This is a genomic window from Pseudomonas mendocina, assembly GCF_900636545.1.
GTDB classification, from domain to species: domain Bacteria; phylum Pseudomonadota; class Gammaproteobacteria; order Pseudomonadales; family Pseudomonadaceae; genus Aquipseudomonas; species Aquipseudomonas mendocina.
Map to the genome: position 1 here is coordinate 4,253,875 of NZ_LR134290.1, position 16,732 is coordinate 4,270,606.

Sequence of the window (16,732 nt, forward strand, 5' to 3'; positions counted from 1 at the left end):
GGCTGGCCCTGCCCAGCCGACCAGGAGTTCTTATGCGTGAAGTCGTGATAGTCGCTGCCTGCCGTACCGCCATCGGCAGCTTCCAGGGTGCGTTGAGCCGCACGCCCGCACCGCAACTGGGCGCCGCGGTGATCCGTGAACTGCTCGCTCGCACCGGCATTGCAGGCGAACAGATCGACGAGGTGATTCTCGGTCAGGTGCTCACCGCAGGCAGCGGGCAGAACCCGGCCCGGCAGAGCGTGCTGCTCGCCGGTCTGCCACATACGGTGCCAGCCATGACCCTGAACAAGGTCTGCGGCTCCGGCCTCAAGGCGGTGATCCTCGGCGCTCAGGCCATTCATGGCGGCGATGCCGAGATCATCATCGCCGGCGGCCAGGAAAACATGAGCCTGGCGCCCTATGTCATGCCCGGCGCCCGCAGCGGTCTGCGCATGGGCCATGCACAACTGGTCGACACGATGATCCAGGACGGCCTGTGGGACGCCTTCAACAACTACCACATGGGCATCACTGCAGAGAATCTGGCCGAGCAGTACGGCGTCACCCGCGCCGAGCAGGACGCCTTCGCCCTGCGTTCGCAGCAGCGTGCCCAGGCCGCCATCGACGCCGGACGCTTCGCCGGCGAGATCGTCCCGGTGGAAGTCCCCCAGCGCGGCGCCGAACCACTGCGTTTTGACCAGGATGAGCAACCGCGCGCCGGCACCAGCCTGGACAGCCTCGGCAAACTGCGTCCGGCGTTCAAGAATGACGGTACGGTGACCGCCGGCAATGCCTCGACACTCAACGACGGCGCCGCTGCCGTACTGCTGATGAGCGCCGAGAAGGCAAATGAACTGCAACTGCCGATCCTTGCGCGCATCGCCGCACACGCCAGCGCCGGGGTCGATCCCGCGGTAATGGGCATCGGACCGGTGTTCGCCAGCTGCAAGGCGCTGGAGCGTGCTGGCTGGAGCCTGGAACAGCTCGACCTGATCGAGGCCAACGAAGCCTTCGCCGCCCAGGCCATCGCCGTCGGCCGCGAACTGCATTGGGACAGCGCCAAGGTCAATGTCAACGGTGGTGCCATCGCCCTCGGCCATCCCATCGGCGCTTCCGGCTGCCGCATCCTGGTCAGCCTGATCCACGAGATGCAGCGCCGCGACGCCCGCCGTGGCCTGGCCACCCTGTGCATCGGTGGCGGCCAGGGTGTGGCCCTGGCCATCGAACGCTGAAACAATCGCCGCGAACGGACAAGAACAAGAGAAACCCCATGCGAACCCTGACCACTCTGACCGGCAACAGCCAGAAACTTGATGGCGGCGCCATGTTCGGCAACGCGCCCAAGGCCCTCTGGCAGCGCTGGATGCCGGCCGACGAACTGAACCGCATCGACCTCGGCTGCCGCGCCCTGCTGGTGCAGGAAGACGAGCGCAACATCCTTGTCGAGACCGGCATCGGCGCCTTCTTCAGCCCCGAGCTGAAACAGCGCTTCGGCGTGCAGGAGGATCGTCACGTGCTGCTCGACAGCTTGGCAGCCGTGGGCCTGAGCGATGCCGACATCGATATCGTGGTGCTGACCCACCTGCACTTCGACCATGCCGGCGGCCTGCTCGCCGCCTGGCAGGACGGTCAGCCGGCGCGCCTGCTGTTTCCCAACGCGCGCCTCATCACCGGCCGGCGCCAATGGCAGCGCGCTTGCAAGCCACACGCCCGCGATAAAGCCTCCTATATCCCGGAACTGCTGTATCTGCTGGAGAACAGCGGTCGCCTGCATTTGATCGAAGAAACCGAGCACTGCGAATTGCTAGGCACCGACTGGCGCCTGCACTGGAGCGATGGCCACACCCCGGGCCAGTTGCTACCGGAAGTAGTCATGCCGGGCGGGCCGGTGGTGTTTCCCGGAGACCTGATCCCCGGTGCGCCCTGGGTGCATCTGCCGATCACCATGGGTTACGACCGCTTCCCCGAAGGCTTGATCGAGGAAAAGGAAGCGCTGCTCAGCGACCTGTTCTCGCGCGGCGGCCGGCTGGTATTCACCCACGACCCGGACGTGGCCATGGGCCGGTTAACACGAGACGAAAAAGGCCGCTACGGGCTCGATGAGGCAGTAAAAGCAGCGCATCTGCTGGCAAACTGACGCCATCAGGCCTTGACGTGCCGGCCATGCAGCGCGAGCATGGCCGCTTGTTTTTTCGCCGTGGTCACGACCACACCAGCGCCCCATGAAGGGGCTGCGCCTGGCCAGCATCAGGCTGGCCACCGTGTCGTGCCCACCTCGACAGCACTGGGGAACCGCTTCATGAGCCTGGCCTCTGTACGCGCCTTCTTCGCCGCCAAGGCGCCCGACATCACGATCATCGAACTGCAAACCAGCACCGCTACCGTGGCGCTGGCGGCTGAGGCGCATGGTGTGGCACCGGGACAGATCGCCAAGACCCTGGCCTTTCGTATCGCCGAACGCGACGTGCTGATAGTTGCGCGCGGTGACGCACGCATCGACAACCGCAAGATGAAGGAATGCTTCGGCGCCAAGGCGCGCATGCTCGATGCGCAGACGGTAGTGGAACTGACCAGCCACCCAGTCGGCGGTGTTTGCCCGTTCGGCCTGGCCACGCCGCTCAGCGTCTACTGCGACCGTTCGCTACTGGCTTTCGACGAAGTGCTGCCGGCCGCTGGCGCTACTCACAGCGCCGTGCGCATCGCCCCGCAGCGCATGGCCGAACTGGTGGACGCCGAGTGGATCGACGTCTGCCAGGAAGTGGAGACCGAGACCTGCTGAGCAGCACGCGCACCGAGGCATTTCCCGGATTGCATCCGGGGCTGGGCTATCAGAGAGGGGCATATCGCGTTGGCCTACAGCCCGCCGCTAACCCCAAGATTGACACCAAGCGCAGTAGCCAGCGAAAACGGCAGCAGCAGGGTATCGAGCAGCGCACTGCCCGGCAGATCCAGCCCGGGATAGCTCGGTGCTTCGGCGCCGAAACGGTCCAGCGGGCAGCAACCACCATTGATCGCGTACCAATCCAGCCGTGTGCCGGCGTAGACCACCGGCGCACCAAGCTTGGCTGCATCCAGGGTGCGCACGGTGGCACAGCCGCTCAGGCTCAGCAGCGCCAGGCCGGCGACCAGCCCTCGCCTCATCCGCGCGTGACCCGGATTTCGACCAACTTGCCGTCGAGAAAGCGCAGGTAACGATACATGCCGTTGCTTGGCCCGTAGACCCACTGCTCCACGGTTACCCCGCCACCTTGCGGACTGCTGGGTGGGATCACCTCGCGGTGGTCAGGCTCGCCGCATTTGCGTCGGACATCCACCGTCAGATCGCCCTCGTTTATCAGGGTAGTGCCGCAGCGCATCGAAGCCTGCGCAGCAGGCATCATGGAAAGGGCCAACAGGCAGCCCAACAGGTAACGATTGGCCATGGACATTGATCTCCCTATTCGTCCGACACCATATGATGCTCGCCCCAGCGGGGGAGCATGTCCTGGGGTACGCCCAGGCAGTTGAGGATACGCGCAACCACGAAATCCACCAGATCATCCAGCGTCTGCGGCTGATGATAGAAGCCGGGTGAAGCCGGCAGAATGGTCACACCCAGATTCGACAGCTTGAGCATGTTCTCCAGATGGATGCTCGAATACGGCGCCTCACGCGGCACCAGAATCAGCTGGCGACGCTCCTTGAGCGCCACGTCGGCGGCGCGCTCGATCAGATTGTTACAGGCCCCCGCAGCGATCGCCGACAAGGTGCCGGTGCTGCACGGCACTATCACCATGGCCGTTGGCGCGCCGGAGCCGGAGGCGGCCGGGGCCATCCAGTCTTCCTTGCCATAGACGCGGATCTGCCCTGGCGCCGCGCCGGTGTATTCGGTGAGGAACTGCGCCATGGACTGCGGCTTGGCCGGCAACGCCACGTCGGTCTCGGTGGCCATCACCAGTTGCGCGGCCTTGGAAATCAGGAAGTGCACTTCACGCTCCTCCTGCACCAGACAGTCGAGCAGGCGCAGGCCATATTGCGCGCCCGAGGCGCCGGTCATGGCCAGGGTGATGCGTTCCGGACCAGACATTTATCCCTCCAGCGCTGCTGCCAGCTTGCCATGCAGGCCGCCGAAGCCGCCGTTGCTCATGATTACCACCTGGGTGCCGGGGCGCGCCAGGGCCTTCACGCCGTCGATGATCGACTCCAGCGAGTCGCATACCCGCGTCGGATTACGCGCCTGCGCCACGGTGGCGGCCAGGTCCCAGCCAAGATTCGGCGGCGCATACCAGAACACCACATCGGCGTGCTCGGCGGATTCGGCCAGGCCGTCACGATGGGCGCCGAGCTTCATGGAATTGGAGCGCGGTTCGATCACGGCGATCACTTGGGTATCGTCGCCGACACGCTTGCGCAGGCCATCGAGCGTGGTGGCGATGGCCGTGGGGTGGTGGGCGAAGTCATCGAAAATGGTCACACCGTTCACCTCGGCGACCTTTTCCATACGCCGCTTGGCGTTGATGAACTGGCCCAGCGCCTCGATACCCAGCGCCGGCACCACACCGACATGACGCGCCGCCGCGAGTACGGCCATGGCGTTGGCAACGTTGTGTTGGCCGGTCAGGTTCCACTCAACCGTGCCCTCGACCTTGCCCTCGAAGCTCACTTCGAAGCGCGAGCCGTCAGCGCTGAGCAGGCGCGCCTGCCATTGCCCGCCTTCACCGGTGGTCTGCACCGGCGTCCAGCAGCCCATCTGGATCACCCGCGCCAGCGCGGTTTCGTTAGCTGGGTGGATAACCAGGCCTTCGCTCGGAATGATCCGCACCAGGTGGTGGAATTGCCGTTCGATAGCGGCCAGGTCAGGAAAGATATCCGCATGATCGAATTCGAGGTTGTTGAGGATCGCCGTGCGTGGGCGGTAGTGAACGAACTTGCTGCGCTTGTCGAAGAAGGCGCTGTCGTACTCGTCGGCCTCGACCACGAAGAACGGCGTATCGCCCAGCCGCGCGGAAATCCCGAAGTTCTGCGGCACACCGCCAATCAGGAAGCCCGGCGCCATGCCGGCGTGCTCCAACACCCAGGCCAGCATGCTCGAGCTGCTGGTCTTGCCGTGGGTACCGGCCACCGCCATCACCCAGCGTCCCTGCAGCACGTGGTCGGCCAGCCACTGCGGGCCGGACACATAGGGCAGCCCCTTGTTGAGTACGTACTCCACCGCCGGATTTCCGCGGCTCATGGCGTTGCCGACCACCACCAGATCGGGCGCCGGCTGCAGGTGCGCCGGGTCAAAGCCCTGCATCAACTCGATGCCCTGGGCTTCGAGCTGGGTGCTCATGGGCGGATAGACATTGGCGTCGGAACCGGTGACGCGGTGGCCGAGCTCCTTGGCCAGCACCGCGAGCGAACCCATGAAGGTGCCGCAGATGCCGAGAATATGGATATGCATGAATGACCTCTATGAAGCCCGACGCAGGGGCGGTGAAGCGATGGCCGCAGGTTAGCACAGCCCCCATCGGGCGGCTGCTGCGCCCTGTTCAGACAAGGACGCGAAAACCAAGTTGCCGGACAAGCGAAAATCAAACGCTTGCTTGGATTGCGCTTTCAACTGGCTTTCAGGCAGCATCGGCTGAACCGCTGGCACAACAGCTGCATCGCCACTCCTGCCCCATTACAGAGAGAAGCCGAGGCCCACCATGCGCATCGTCCAAGCCACCCTGGAGCACCTGGACCTGTTGACCCCGCTGTTCGTAAAATACCGCGAGTTCTACAACGAGCTGCCCTACCCCGAGTCGTCGCGCAAGTTTCTCGAGAAGCGCTTGCGGCGCAAGGAGTCGGTAATCTACCTGGCCCTGGCCGATGACGAAGACAAGCTGCTCGGCTTCTGCCAGCTCTACCCCAGCTATTCCTCGCTGTCGCTCAAGCGCGTGTGGATTCTCAACGACATCTACGTGGCCGAGGATGCGCGTCGCCAACTGGTCGCTGACCGTCTGCTGCACACCGCCAAGCAGATGGCCAAGGACACCAATGCCGTACGCATGAGGGTGGCCACCAGCCGCGACAACGAGGTGGCGCAGAAGGTCTATGAGTCCATCGGTTTCGTCGAGGACGAGCAGTTCAAGAACTACGTGCTGCCGATCAATTCCGACTGATCGCGTCATCGCTACGGCGGCTAGCCATCAGCCACCGATGCTGACCAGCAACCCCAACAGCAGCGGTAACACCACCAGCCCCAGTGCCGCCAGGCGTGCGGGCTGCAGGGGCGCACGTCGCAGCGCCTGACTGCGACGGCCCTGCAATGGCTGCTGCAGCGCCAGCTGAAACTCCGAAAGAGCCTCGAACCGCGCCTGTGGCTGCGGCGCCAGCGCTCGAGCCAATACCCCATCCCAGCCCTGCGGCACCAGAACGGCGAAGCTGGCCAGGGGCACGTAGCAGTGACCGGGGCCGACATCCTCGCGCGCCGCTTCGGGCCATTGCCCGCACATCAGCCAATAGACCAGAGCCGCCAGGGCGAACTGATCCGCACGGCCGTCCAGCGCACGACCGCCCCGCAGTTCGGGTGCCAGCGGCACCGCCTGCGCAGGTAAAGGCTGACGCGCAACGCCCGGTAGAATCGCCGCTGCACCGGGCAACAACATCACCTGTCCGTCATCACCGAGCAGAATCTGCCTGGGGTTGAGCCACAGTCCCTGCATGCCGCGGCGTTGCAGTGAACGCACAGCGGCGATCAATTGCGTCACCGTCCGTAGTAACGTCTGCGTATCCGGCGCACCCCGCGCCGCCACCCAGTCGTACAGGTTACGCATGCCGCGTGGCGGCTTGGCCAGCAACAGGTAAGCATGGCTGCGTGCCTCATGCGTCGACAGTATCTGCGGCAGGGCCTGTTGCGGGCTGCGGCGCAAGGCCCACTCACGCTGCCAGAAGACTTCGTCGACCTCTTCATCGGCGAACCACAGCACGGCCTCACGCCCGCTGGCCTCACGACCGACGAACATGCGCCCCGGCGGGCCATAAGGGCATTGGCGCAAAAGCGTCCAGCCATCGAGCTGCTGGCCACAGGCGACCTGCCCAAGCGCCGGTTGCACCGCCATGGGAGGCGGGACAGGTAGGCACTGGTTTTCACCGACACGCAGCAATACCGCAGCACCTGGGGCCTGCAGCATGGGCTGTAGCAGCCCATTCAACGTGGTTTCCACTTGAGCGTGCAGTGGTTGCAGATCGCTGACGTCGAGCAACGGCTGCGGTGCCAGGAGCAGATGCTCACCTCGCCTCGGCAAAAGACTGTGCTGGACCAGCGCCAGCTCGGCTTGCGTGCCCAGGGCCTGGCCTTCGCGCCCGGGCAGTATCTGCAGACCATTTGCCTGCGCCCGCGCCAGGCCGACGCTGCCGGCCTGCAGGAACTGTAACTCGTCGCCCTGAACCAGCAGCATACCGGCATGCAGTTCGGCGATACCGCGCCCGGCCTGCCGGCGGCGAAACAGTTGTAGATTCAGCGCCGCCAACACTTGCCGTGCCGCCTGGGTTTCACTCCAGCTTTGCGGTGTGCAACGAAAATCGGCGAACAGCGCATCGAGTTGACGCTCCAGGCTTTGCACCACCTCGGGGCAGTGGCGCGCCCAAAGGAGCATGACCAGCAATAGCGGCGGGCGCTGCTGACGTCCGGCCAGCCACATTGCCCGAGCCCGCGCGGCCTGGTGCGGCAAGTCAATCCCGGCGCCGGATGCCAGGGTGATTCCGGGATGTTCCAGCAATTGCAGCGCCATGCTCAGCCCTCCTGCTGCAGCGAAGCTGAGTGTGGCGCTGCAGCCTTTGTGCCGACTTGTCGCCAGGGCCAGGCGCCCTTATGGTGGCCGGATATTTCCAACGAGCCTGCATGCATGTGGTCCTTCAAGGCCTGGCGCCGCCGTCGCACCCTCGAACGCAACCCTGTCGACCCCAACCACTGGGCCGAAGTACGCAGGCGTCTGCCCATCCTCGATGGCCTCGACCGGCACGAAGAGCAGCAACTGCGCGAGCGTGCCGTGCTGTTCCTGCATGACAAGCACCTGACGGCCCTGCCTGGCCTGGAGCTCGGCCCGGTCGAACACCTGCTGCTGGCCGCCCAGGCGCAACTGCCGCTGCTGCATCTGGGCGATCTGGACTGGTACCAGGGCTTTCACGAGATCGTGCTCTACCCGGACGACTTCCTCAGCCCTCAGCGCCACCGCGACGCCAGTGGCGTCGAACACGAATGGGACGACGCCCGTAGCGGCGAGGCCTGGCAGCAGGGGCCGGTGATCCTTGCCTGGCCCGGTGTCGAGACGAGTGGCGGCTGGGAAGGCTACAACCTGGTGATCCACGAGCTGGCGCACAAGCTGGACATGCTCGAAGGCAGTGCCAACGGCCTGCCGCCGCTGCACCGCGACATGCGTGTGCAGGACTGGGCCCACGCCATGCAGAGCGCTTATGACGCCCTGAATGCAGAGCTGGATGCCAACCCCGAAGCGGAAACCGCCATCGACCCGTACGCGGCCGAAGATCCGGCGGAATTCTTTGCCGTGACCAGCGAATACTTCTTCAGCGCCCCGGATCTACTGGCCGCTGCCTTTCCCGAGGTCTACCGGCAATTGGCGCTGTTCTATCGCCAGGACACCCTCGCCCGATTGCAACGGCTGCAGGCGGAACACCCCGACTACCGGACGGTCGAAACCGCGACCAATGGCTGATTCACACGGCGTAGTAACGCCATGCGAATACGCCTATAATGCGCCCCACTTTTTTGGCCCTCCCTGGGAGTTCACCCATGAGCTACAGCAAGATCCCGGCTGGCAAAGACCTGCCGAACGACATCTACGTCGCCATCGAAATCCCGGCCAACCATGCGCCGATCAAATACGAGATCGACCACGACACCGACTGCCTGATGGTCGACCGCTTCATGGCCACCCCAATGTTCTACCCGGCCAACTACGGTTTCATCCCGCACACCCTGGCTGACGACGGCGACCCCCTCGACGTACTGGTCGTGACTCCTTATCCGGTCGCGCCGGGTTCGGTGATCCGCGCCCGTCCGGTCGGCGTACTGCACATGAGCGACGAAGCCGGCGGCGACGCCAAGCTGGTTGCGGTTCCGCACGACAAGCTGACCGTTCTGTACAAGGACGTTCAGGAATACACCGACCTGCCCGCGCTGCTGATCGAGCAGATCAAGCATTTCTTCGAGAACTACAAGGATCTCGAGAAGGGCAAGTGGGTCAAGGTAGAAGGCTGGGGCGGCGCTGAAGAAGCCCGCGGCCTGATCAACAAGGCAGTCGCGGCATACCAGAAGTAAGCCCTGACACCTCCTAAAAGCCGGCCACAAGCCGGCTTTTTTATTGCCTTTCGCCAGGCAACCGGTACACATTCGTGACACCCAGGCAAAAACGGCCGCACGCCGTTATGCTGTAATCGATGAGCAAAACTGATCAGCCAGGCCCAATGGATATGATGAACCTGACCGTACGCAATCGAATCATTGTCAGCTTCCTGCTGATCATCACCATTCTGGTCCTGCTGGCAGGCGCCTCCTACGTTCGCCTGGTGAAGATCGAAGCCGAAGCCAATGGCATCCGCAACGAGTCGATTCTAGGCCTGTACTACCCGAGCAAGGCGCAGGAGCTATGGGCGCGCCATATGCTCGATACCCGGCGCCTGCTGTTGCGTTTCGCCGACGACGGCGAATCCAGCCTGCTGGACAGCTACCGCGACCAGTTCGCAACCATGGAGCAGGCGCTCGATGAGGAATTCGGCCGCTACCAGAGCGCCACGGCAGACGAGCAGGAGCTTGCGCTCGCCGAGCAATTTCGCCAGGTCCAGCGCCAGTACCTGAACCGCCACGAGCAGTTGCTCGACAGCCTGCTCGAAGTGGATTTGAAGCAGGCTCGCCAGTTCAGCGCCGAGCGCGTGTTCCCAGAATGGGAGAAGGGCCAGAGCCTGCTCGGCGAACTGATCGAGATAAATCGCAGCCAGGCCGACGCCGCCGCGCTGGAAATTCGCAGCGCCGTACGCATCATGGAGGTGGGCCTGCTGATCGCCCTTCTGCTGGCCATTCTGGTTTCGGCCGTATGCGGCTGGCTGCTGATGCGCGCCATCACCACGCCGGTCGATCGCATCGTCACAAGCCTCAAGTCCCTTGAAAGTGGCGACCTGTCGGCAAAGCTCGACCTGCATCGTCGCGACGAATTCAACGCTATCGAGCTGGGCTTCAACAGCATGGTGGGCGAACTCAAGAATCTGGTCGGCAACGCCCAGCGCTCGGCCGTGCAGATGACCACCTCGGTCACCGAGATCGCTGCGACCTCGCGCCAACAGCAGGCCACGGCCACCGAGACCGCCGCCACCACCACAGAGATCGGCGCTACCTCGCGGGAGATCGCCGCCACCTCGCGCGACCTGGTGCGCACCATGGGTGAAGTTTCCGACAACGCCGAGCAGACCTCGATTCTCGCCGGCACCGGCCAGTTGGGCCTGGCCCGCATGGAAGAGATCATGCATCAGGTCATGGGCGCCGCCGACGTGGTCAACGGCAAGCTGTCGATCCTCAACGAAAAGGCCGGCAACATCACCCAGGTGGTCACCACCATCGTTAAGGTCGCCGACCAGACCAACCTGTTGTCGCTCAACGCCGCCATCGAAGCGGAGAAAGCCGGTGAGTACGGCAAGGGCTTCGCCGTGGTCGCGGTGGAAGTGCGCCGACTGGCCGACCAGACTGCCGTGGCCACCTACGACATCGAACAGATGGTCCGCGAGATCCAGTCCGCCGTATCGGCCGGCGTGATGGGCATGGACAAGTTCTCCGAGGAAGTGCGCCGCGGTATCGGCGAAATGGCGCAGATGGGCGACCAGCTCAGCCAGATCATCCAGCAAGTGCAGGCTCTGGCACCGCGCATCCAGATGGTCAACGAAGGCATGCAGGCGCAATCCACCGGTGCCGAACAGATCAACCAGGCGCTGGTGCAGCTCGGCGAAGCCAGCAGCCAGACCGTCGACTCGCTGCGCCAGGCCGGTGCGGCCATCGACGAGCTCAACCAGGTGGCCAACAACCTGCGCGTTGGCGTCAGCCGCTTCAAGGTCTGAGCATGCCGGCCTCCAGCAAAGCAGCGAAGGGCGAACTGCATCTGCAGTTCCAGCTCGGCGAGGATCGCTACGCCCTTCCCGCCAGCGAGGTGGTCGAGGTGCTGCCGCTGCGCCGCCTGAAACAGATTCCCGAAGCGCCGCCCTGGGTGGCCGGGCTGTTCGAGCATCGCGGCAAGATGACGCCGGTGATCGACCTCAGCCGCCGCGTGCTGGACCGCCCGGCCAGGCCACGCAGCAGTACCCGGATGGTGCTGGTGCGCTTCGACAGGCAACTGGGCGAGCAATCACCGGTGCTCGGGCTGATTCTGGAGCAGGCCACCGACACCCTGCGTCTGCACAGCGAAGCCTTCAAGGCCAGCGGCCTGGAGGCTGGCCAGGCGGATTACCTTGGCCCGCTGCAACACGACGACCAGGGCATGATCCAGCGTATCGAGGTCGCCGGCCTGCTCGACGACGAGGTGCGTGCCCTGCTGTTCCAGCCGACGGATCAGGGCTGACGGCATGATCGAACATATCGAACGCCTGCTGAAGAGTCGTATCGGCCTGGACGCCGAATCGGTCGGCCGCAGTGTGATCGAGCGCGCCGTGCGCCAGCGCATGAGCGCACTCGGGCAACAGAACCTGGAAGGTTACTGGACCACCCTCGGCGGTTCGCCACGCGAGCAGCAGGCGCTGGTGGAAGCCGTGGTGGTACCGGAAACCTGGTTCTTCCGCTACCCGGAGTCGTTCAATGCGCTGGCCAGCCTGGCCCAGGAGCGTCATGCCCACCTGCACGGCGCCCGGCCGCTGCGCCTGATCAGCCTGCCCTGCTCCAGCGGCGAAGAACCCTACTCCATCGCCATGACCCTGCTCGACGCCGGTTTCACCGCCAAGCAGTTCCAGATCGATGCGCTGGACGTCAGCGACAAGGTGCTGGATCAGGCGCGCCAGGGCCTGTATGGGCGCAACTCGTTCCGTGGCGATGCCCTGGCCTTTCGTGAGCGCTTCTTTCAGGAGCAGGCCACGGGTGGTTTTCTTCTCGACGCGCGGGTACGCAGCTGCGTCCGGCTGCGTACCGGCAACCTGCTCGACCCCGGCCTGTTCGCCGGCGAGCCGGGCTACGACTTCGTCTTCTGTCGCAACCTGCTGATCTATTTCGACCGGCAGACTCAGGTGCGCGTGCTGGAACTGCTCAAGCGCCAGTTGCAGGAAGGCGGCACGCTGTTCATCGGCCCGGCCGAAGCCAGCCTGGCCAGCCAGAACGGCCTGCAGGCGCTGGGCCGGCAACAGACCTTTGCCTTTCGCATGGCCGAGGCCAAACCGGTCGTCAGCCAGCCGCCCCGCCCGACCAGCAGCCGTATGCGACCAGCCACCGTGGTTGCGCCGCGCCCCGCCCCGCCGAGCCGGTCACGCCCTGCGGCGCGGACACTCAATGCAGCGGCACCCGCTGTGGTCGCGGTGGATATCTGGACGGAGGTTGCCAACCTGGCCAATGCCGGGCGTACCGCCGAGGCACGCCAGCGCAGCGAGCAACATCTGCAGCAGAACGGCCCCAGCGCCGCGGCCTACTACTGGCTGGGCCTGATCTGTGATTCGGCAGGCCAGGGCGACCAGGCCTGCGCCTACTACCGCAAGGCGATCTATCTCGAACCGCAGCATCGCGAGGCGCTCACGCACCTGGCCGCGCACCTGCAGGCACAGGGTGATGAAGCCGGTGCCCAGCGCCTGTATCGGCGAGCCCAGAACCCCGAGGTAGGCGAACGTGACTGATCAGGACCTGCTGCACCACCAGCCGACGGTGGACGATTGCTGGAATCGCATCGGCGTATTCGGCGACAAGAGTTGCCCGCGCCTGGAGCGACACATCCACTGTCGCAACTGCGAGGTCTACGGTGCAGCGGCCATCGCCCTGCTCGACCGTTACGGCAGCGCCCTGGAGCGCGGCGATGACGATTATGGCCAGGGCGAAACCGAGGAGATGCAGGGCGAGCAGCGCTCGCTGCTGATCTTCCGCCTCGGCGAACAATGGCTGGCCATTGCCACGCGCTGCCTGGCCGAAGTGATGCCGGTGTCACCGATCCATGTCCTTCCGCACCGCAAGAGTCGCGGCCTGCTCGGCGTCACCAATGTACGTGGCACGCTGGTCGCCTGCCTGTCGCTGGCTGAACTGCTCGACCTCGAAACCCAGCAGGACGCCCATCGCAGCGAGCGCCGGGTAATCCCGCGGATGCTGATTCTCGAGACAGACAGCGGCCCCCTGGTAACACCGGTGGACGAGGTCAGCGGTATCCAGCGCATTCCCCTGGCGCGCATCAGCAGCGCCAAGCATGATGACAAGCGCACCATCAGCCGCTTCACCGCGGGCGTCCTGCAATGGCGGGAGCAGAGCATCACCCTGCTGGATGACGAACAGGTGCGGCAGAACATGATCGGGAGCCTCACGTGACACCGGACCAGATGAGGGATGCATCGCTGCTCGACCTGTTCCGGCTGGAGGCCGAGGCACAGAAGCAGGTGCTCGACACCGGCCTGCTGGTGCTCGAACGCGACCCTACCAATGCCGCTCAGCTGGAAGCCTGCATGCGCGCCGCGCATTCGCTCAAGGGCGCGGCGCGTATCGTCGGCCTGGACAACGGCGTGCAGGTCGCCCACGCCATGGAGGACCTGCTGGTCGCCGCCCAGGAAGGCCTGCTGCGCCTGCTGCCCGATCATATCGATGCCTTGCTGCAGGGCTCCGACCTGCTCCTGCGCATCGGCCAGGCGCAGCAGGATGAAGAACTGCAAGCACGGGTGGAGACCGTCACCGCACGCCTGCAGATGCTGCTCGGCAATGCCGTGCCGGCACTGCGCGCTCAGCCCGAAAACAGCCCCCTCCTGCCGCAAGCGAGCGCTGAGCCCAGGCAGCCCGAGACGCCCGGCGCTCCACTTGCCGAGAGCACCGGCGACGAACGCACCAGCCGCGTCCTGCGGGTATCGGCTGAACGCTTCGACCACCTGATCGACCTGTCTGGCAAGTCGCTGGTGGAGTTCCAGCGCACCAAGCCGTTGAACGAATCCCTGCATCGCCTCAAACGCCAGCAGGAGTCAGCGCGGCGTACCCTGGAGACATTGCGTGAGCACCTGCTCGGCACCGACCTGGATGCCACCGCGCAGGCACTGTTTAACGAGAGCCGCAACCTGCTGATCGAATGCCAGCAACAGCTGCAGGCGCACCAGGAGTTGTTCGACGATTTCGTCTGGTATGGCGGGCAGCGCACGCAGCAGCTATACGACCTGGCTCTGGCCTCGCGCATGCGCCCTTTCGCCGACGTGCTGGCCGGTCAGGCGCGCATGTTGCGCGATCTTGGCCGTTCGCTCGGCAAGCAGGTGCGCCTGGAAATCGACGGCGAGAACACCCAGGTCGACCGCGACGTGCTGGAGCGCCTGGAAGCGCCACTGACGCACCTTTTGCGCAACGCCGTCGACCACGGTATCGAGCCACCGGCGCTACGAGCACGCAAGGGCAAGCCGGAAGAAGGCGTGGTACAGCTACGCGCGCGTCATCACGCCGGCATGCTGGTGCTGGAGGTCGGTGACGACGGTGCCGGTGTCGACCTCGAACGCGTCGGCCAGGCGGTGATCAAGCGCCGCTTCGCCACCGCCGAACAGGTGCAGCAGATGACCGAGGAAGAGCTACTGGCCTTCCTCTTCCTGCCCGGTTTCAGCATGAGCCAGCAGGTCACCGAAGTCTCCGGCCGTGGCGTCGGCCTGGACGTGGTGCAACACGAGATTCGTCGCATGCGCGGCAACGTACGGCTGTTGCAAAGCCCCGACCAGGGCAGCCTGTTCCACCTCGAACTGCCGCTGACCCTTTCGGTGGTACGTGCCCTGGTGGTGACCATCGGCGGCGAGGCCTACGCCTTCCCGCTGGCGCAGATCGAGCGCATGCTGCGCCTGCCACGCAGCGCCATCGTCCAGCTCGAGGGGCGTCAGCACTTCTGGCTGGAAAACGAACACGTCGGCCTGATCTCCGCAGCCCAATTGCTGCAATGCAGCGAGAAACAGGGCGACGATGACAGCATTCCCATCGTGCTAATCCGCGACCGCGAGCAATATCACGGCCTGGCGGTCGAGGCCTTCCTTGGCGAATTCACCCTGGTGCTGATGCCGCTCGATGCGCGCCTGGGCAAGGTACGCGATGTCGCCGCTGGCGCGCTGCTGCACGACGGCACGCCGGTGCTGATCCTCGATGTCGACGATCTGCTCAACTCCGTGGGCAAACTGCTCGGTGCCGGCCACCTGGAGCGTGTCGACCACGCCAGCCATGCACGCCAGGCCATCAGCAAGCGCGTTCTGGTGGTGGACGACTCGCTGACCGTGCGCGAACTGGAGCGCAAGCTGCTGCTCAGTCGTGGCTACCAGGTGGCGGTGGCCGTCGACGGCATGGACGGCTGGAATGCCCTGCGTGCAGAGCCCTTCGACCTGCTGATCACCGACATCGACATGCCGCGAATGGACGGTATCGAACTGGTCACCCAGGTGCGCCAGGACCCACGCCTGCGCTCGTTGCCGGTGATGGTGGTGTCCTACAAGGACCGCGAAGAGGATCGCCGCCGCGGCCTCGAGGCCGGTGCCGACTATTACCTGGCCAAGGCCAGCTTCCATGACGAAGCGCTGCTCGATGCCGTACAAACCCTGATCGGTGAGGCCCGCGAATGAGGATCGCCATTGCCAACGACATGCCCCTGGCGGTCGAAGCCCTGCGCCGCGCGCTGGCGGCCGAACCCGAATATCAGTTGATCTGGGTCGCCAGCAATGGAGAGGAAGCGGTCAGTCGCTGCCGCGAGGACAGGCCCGAACTGCTGTTGATGGACATGCTCATGCCCGGCATGGATGGCGTCGAAGCGACGCGGCAGATCATGAATGACACGCCCTGCGCCATTCTCATCGTCACCTCGGATGTCGAGCGCAACATGTCGCGAGTGTTCGACGCCATGGGTGCCGGCGCGCTGGATGTGGTTGCCGCACCGTCGCTCGGCCCGCAGCAGGTGCTGGATGCCGCCGCAGTGAGGCGCAAGATTCACAACATCGCCTGGATGATCGGCCACAAGACCTCACGCTCCGTCAAACCGACGCCGGTGCGCAGCGCCGACAATCGCGGCAAACGTCTGGTGGCCATCGGTGCCTCGGCCGGCGGCCCGGCTTCACTGGTGGAGCTGCTCCGGCAAATACCGGCCGACTTTCCCGCCAGCATCGTGCTGGTCCAGCATGTCGATGAAGTATTTGCCGCCGGCATGGCGCAGTGGCTCGGCAGCGAATCAAACATTCCCGTACGCCTGGCGCGCGAAGGCGAAGTGCTGCAACCGGCCAGCGTGCTGCTGGCCGGTACCAACAACCATCTGTATCTCGCGCCGGAAGGACGCCTGGTGTACCGGCGCGAGCCGGTCGACCAGGTCTACCGGCCGTCCATCGATGTATTCTTCGAGAGCGTGGCCACCCACTGGCGAGGGGAAGCGATCGGTGTGCTGCTGACCGGCATGGGCCGCGACGGCGCCAGAGGCCTGAAGCTGATGCGCGAGCGCGGCTTTCACACCATCGCCCAGGACCAGGCCAGTAGCGCCGTCTACGGCATGCCCAAGGCCGCAGTGGCATTGGACGCCGCGACGGAGGTGCTGCCCCTGGACAGAATTCCGACGCGCCTGATCGAGCGCCTCGGCTGAAAACGCCA

17 protein-coding genes are annotated in these 16,732 nt (G+C 65.0%); 12 read left to right on the forward strand and 5 right to left on the reverse strand.

Translation table 11 applies throughout. The annotated features are described in order from the left end of the window. Positions 1-32: 32 nt before the first annotated feature. The 3 genes from EL191_RS19820 (at position 33) to EL191_RS19830 (ending at position 2,758) form a co-directional block, all read left to right on the forward strand. A complete protein-coding gene (locus EL191_RS19820; RefSeq protein ID WP_041980561.1) occupies positions 33-1,211 on the forward strand; it encodes an acetyl-CoA C-acetyltransferase in 1,179 nt (392 codons plus the stop codon). 38 nt (positions 1,212-1,249) lie between these two features. Further along, a complete protein-coding gene (locus EL191_RS19825; protein ID WP_041980559.1) occupies positions 1,250-2,116 on the forward strand; it encodes an MBL fold metallo-hydrolase in 867 nt (288 codons plus the stop codon). 162 nt (positions 2,117-2,278) lie between these two features. Continuing rightward, on the forward strand, positions 2,279-2,758 hold the full coding sequence (locus tag EL191_RS19830; protein WP_026042036.1) for a YbaK/EbsC family protein: 480 nt from the start codon (positions 2,279-2,281) through the stop codon (positions 2,756-2,758). 74 nt (positions 2,759-2,832) lie between these two features. Here EL191_RS19830 and EL191_RS19835 read toward each other — a convergent pair whose 3' ends face one another. From EL191_RS19835 to mpl, 4 genes are read right to left on the reverse strand one after another with little or no spacing between them, the layout of a single operon-like run. After that, on the reverse strand, positions 2,833-3,120 hold the full coding sequence (locus EL191_RS19835; RefSeq protein WP_041980557.1) for a YceK/YidQ family lipoprotein: 288 nt from the start codon (positions 3,118-3,120) through the stop codon (positions 2,833-2,835). Continuing rightward, entirely contained in the window at positions 3,117-3,401 is a 285-nt protein-coding gene (locus EL191_RS19840; RefSeq protein WP_232005492.1) for a DUF2845 domain-containing protein, read from the reverse strand. Before EL191_RS19840 ends, EL191_RS19835 begins: the two co-directional genes overlap by 4 nt. A 14-nt stretch (positions 3,402-3,415) precedes the next feature. Then, a complete protein-coding gene (gene ubiX, locus EL191_RS19845) occupies positions 3,416-4,045 on the reverse strand; it encodes a flavin prenyltransferase UbiX (RefSeq protein WP_041980553.1) in 630 nt (209 codons plus the stop codon). Further along, positions 4,046-5,401: a UDP-N-acetylmuramate:L-alanyl-gamma-D-glutamyl-meso-diaminopimelate ligase gene (gene mpl / locus EL191_RS19850; protein WP_041980550.1), complete on the reverse strand. Its 1,356-nt coding sequence runs from the start codon at positions 5,399-5,401 to the stop codon at positions 4,046-4,048. A 247-nt stretch (positions 5,402-5,648) separates the two neighbouring features. On the opposite strand from mpl, the gene EL191_RS19855 reads away from it, so the two are divergent. Then, entirely contained in the window at positions 5,649-6,104 is a 456-nt protein-coding gene (locus EL191_RS19855) for a GNAT family N-acetyltransferase (protein WP_013717205.1), read from the forward strand. Between the two features lie 27 nt (positions 6,105-6,131). Here the strand turns inward: EL191_RS19855 and EL191_RS19860 are convergent, their stop codons facing one another. Continuing rightward, positions 6,132-7,715, reverse strand: a complete 1,584-nt coding sequence (locus EL191_RS19860; RefSeq protein ID WP_041980548.1) for a serine/threonine-protein kinase — start codon at positions 7,713-7,715, stop codon at positions 6,132-6,134. A gap of 114 nt (positions 7,716-7,829) precedes the next feature. On the opposite strand from EL191_RS19860, the gene EL191_RS19865 reads away from it, so the two are divergent. The 8 genes from EL191_RS19865 to cheB all read left to right on the forward strand — a co-directional run bounded on the left by EL191_RS19865 (position 7,830) and on the right by cheB (position 16,724). Beyond that, entirely contained in the window at positions 7,830-8,657 is an 828-nt protein-coding gene (locus EL191_RS19865) for a M90 family metallopeptidase (protein WP_041980546.1), read from the forward strand. A 77-nt stretch (positions 8,658-8,734) separates the two neighbouring features. Then, entirely contained in the window at positions 8,735-9,262 is a 528-nt protein-coding gene (gene ppa, locus EL191_RS19870; RefSeq protein ID WP_013717208.1) for an inorganic diphosphatase, read from the forward strand. Between the two features lie 146 nt (positions 9,263-9,408). Continuing rightward, complete coding sequence (locus EL191_RS19875) at positions 9,409-11,046, forward strand: methyl-accepting chemotaxis protein (RefSeq protein WP_126403521.1); 1,638 nt, start codon at positions 9,409-9,411, stop codon at positions 11,044-11,046. A gap of 2 nt (positions 11,047-11,048) precedes the next feature. Then, positions 11,049-11,543, forward strand: coding sequence for a chemotaxis protein CheW (locus EL191_RS19880; protein ID WP_041980545.1), 495 nt, complete (start codon positions 11,049-11,051; stop codon positions 11,541-11,543). Positions 11,544-11,547: 4 nt separating this feature from the next. Beyond that, positions 11,548-12,795 carry a CheR family methyltransferase gene (locus EL191_RS19885; protein ID WP_041980544.1) on the forward strand — a complete coding sequence of 416 codons (1,248 nt, stop codon included), beginning with the start codon at positions 11,548-11,550 and terminating at the stop codon, positions 12,793-12,795. Then, positions 12,788-13,471: a chemotaxis protein CheW gene (locus tag EL191_RS19890; protein WP_041980543.1), complete on the forward strand. Its 684-nt coding sequence runs from the start codon at positions 12,788-12,790 to the stop codon at positions 13,469-13,471. Before EL191_RS19885 ends, EL191_RS19890 begins: the two co-directional genes overlap by 8 nt. Then, complete coding sequence (locus tag EL191_RS19895; protein WP_041980541.1) at positions 13,468-15,723, forward strand: hybrid sensor histidine kinase/response regulator; 2,256 nt, start codon at positions 13,468-13,470, stop codon at positions 15,721-15,723. The genes EL191_RS19890 and EL191_RS19895 overlap by 4 nt, the downstream gene beginning before the upstream one ends. Next, the gene (cheB, locus tag EL191_RS19900) at positions 15,720-16,724 is read left to right on the forward strand and encodes a chemotaxis response regulator protein-glutamate methylesterase (protein ID WP_013717214.1); all 1,005 of its coding nucleotides are present in this window, start codon (positions 15,720-15,722) and stop codon (positions 16,722-16,724) included. Before EL191_RS19895 ends, cheB begins: the two co-directional genes overlap by 4 nt. The last annotated feature ends 8 nt before the right edge of the window (positions 16,725-16,732 follow it).

Coding starts and splice junctions, on each gene's coding strand:
- EL191_RS19830 (WP_026042036.1), top strand. CDS start 2,279: ATGAGCCTGGCCTCTGTACGCGCCTTCTTCGCCGCCAAGGCGCCCGAC.
- cheB (WP_013717214.1), top strand. CDS start 15,720: ATGAGGATCGCCATTGCCAACGACATGCCCCTGGCGGTCGAAGCCCTG.
- EL191_RS19825 (WP_041980559.1), top strand. CDS start 1,250: ATGCGAACCCTGACCACTCTGACCGGCAACAGCCAGAAACTTGATGGC.
- EL191_RS19880 (WP_041980545.1), top strand. CDS start 11,049: ATGCCGGCCTCCAGCAAAGCAGCGAAGGGCGAACTGCATCTGCAGTTC.
- EL191_RS19860 (WP_041980548.1), bottom strand. CDS start 7,715: ATGGCGCTGCAATTGCTGGAACATCCCGGAATCACCCTGGCATCCGGC.
- ubiX (WP_041980553.1), bottom strand. CDS start 4,045: ATGTCTGGTCCGGAACGCATCACCCTGGCCATGACCGGCGCCTCGGGC.
- EL191_RS19885 (WP_041980544.1), top strand. CDS start 11,548: ATGATCGAACATATCGAACGCCTGCTGAAGAGTCGTATCGGCCTGGAC.
- mpl (WP_041980550.1), bottom strand. CDS start 5,401: ATGCATATCCATATTCTCGGCATCTGCGGCACCTTCATGGGTTCGCTC.
- EL191_RS19875 (WP_126403521.1), top strand. CDS start 9,409: ATGGATATGATGAACCTGACCGTACGCAATCGAATCATTGTCAGCTTC.
- EL191_RS19840 (WP_232005492.1), bottom strand. CDS start 3,401: ATGGCCAATCGTTACCTGTTGGGCTGCCTGTTGGCCCTTTCCATGATG.
- EL191_RS19865 (WP_041980546.1), top strand. CDS start 7,830: ATGTGGTCCTTCAAGGCCTGGCGCCGCCGTCGCACCCTCGAACGCAAC.
- EL191_RS19835 (WP_041980557.1), bottom strand. CDS start 3,120: ATGAGGCGAGGGCTGGTCGCCGGCCTGGCGCTGCTGAGCCTGAGCGGC.
- ppa (WP_013717208.1), top strand. CDS start 8,735: ATGAGCTACAGCAAGATCCCGGCTGGCAAAGACCTGCCGAACGACATC.
- EL191_RS19820 (WP_041980561.1), top strand. CDS start 33: ATGCGTGAAGTCGTGATAGTCGCTGCCTGCCGTACCGCCATCGGCAGC.
- EL191_RS19855 (WP_013717205.1), top strand. CDS start 5,649: ATGCGCATCGTCCAAGCCACCCTGGAGCACCTGGACCTGTTGACCCCG.